A 782-nucleotide genomic window follows, 5' to 3' on the forward strand; every position below is an offset into this window, starting at 1 on the left:
GATATTTTAGATGAGGATTTAGAAAATTTAGTTAAAGAAGGTAAAATAAAAGCTACTACTAATTTCTCTTTTGTTAAAGATGTGGATGCAGTAGCTATTGCAGTTCCAACACCACTTGATAAATTTAAACAACCAGATGTATCTTATGTAGTAAATTCTACAAAGGATATTGCAAAGTATATTCATAGAGGTATGCTTGTAGTACTTGAAAGTACTACTTATCCAGGAACTACAGAAGAAATAGTAAAACCAATATTAGAAGAATCAGGATTAAAATGTGGAGTTGACTTCTTTTTGGCATTCTCACCTGAAAGAGTAGACCCAGGCAATAAGGAATTTAAGACTAAAAACACTCCAAAGGTTGTTGGGGGAATTACAGAAGAATGTACTGAAGTAGCGGCAGCATTATATAGCAGCGTTTTAGAAGGAGAAATTCATAAGGTTTCATCACCAGCAGTAGCTGAGATGGAAAAGATACTAGAGAACACCTTTAGACATATAAACATTGGTCTTGCAAATGAAATGGCAATACTATGTAAAAAAATGGGCATAGATATATGGGAAGTAATAGATGCAGCTAAAACTAAACCATATGGATTTATGGCATTCTATCCGGGCCCAGGACTAGGAGGACATTGTATACCACTAGATCCATTCTATTTAACTTATAAAGCAAGAGAATTTGACTATCATACAAGGCTTATAGAAACAGCTGGTGAAATAAATGATTTCATGCCAGAGTTTGTTGTAGATAATACAATGAAGCTATTAAATGAACAAAA

1 protein-coding gene is annotated in these 782 nt (G+C 33.5%); it reads left to right on the top strand.

The genetic code is table 11. The features are described 5' to 3' along the window. Positions 1-782: nucleotide sugar dehydrogenase (locus CLHOM_RS15050; RefSeq protein WP_152909108.1), on the top strand; the 782-nt coding region annotated here is incomplete at both ends.

The organism is Clostridium homopropionicum DSM 5847 (assembly GCF_001263795.1).
In the GTDB taxonomy this organism is placed as follows: domain Bacteria; phylum Bacillota; class Clostridia; order Clostridiales; family Clostridiaceae; genus Clostridium_H; species Clostridium_H homopropionicum.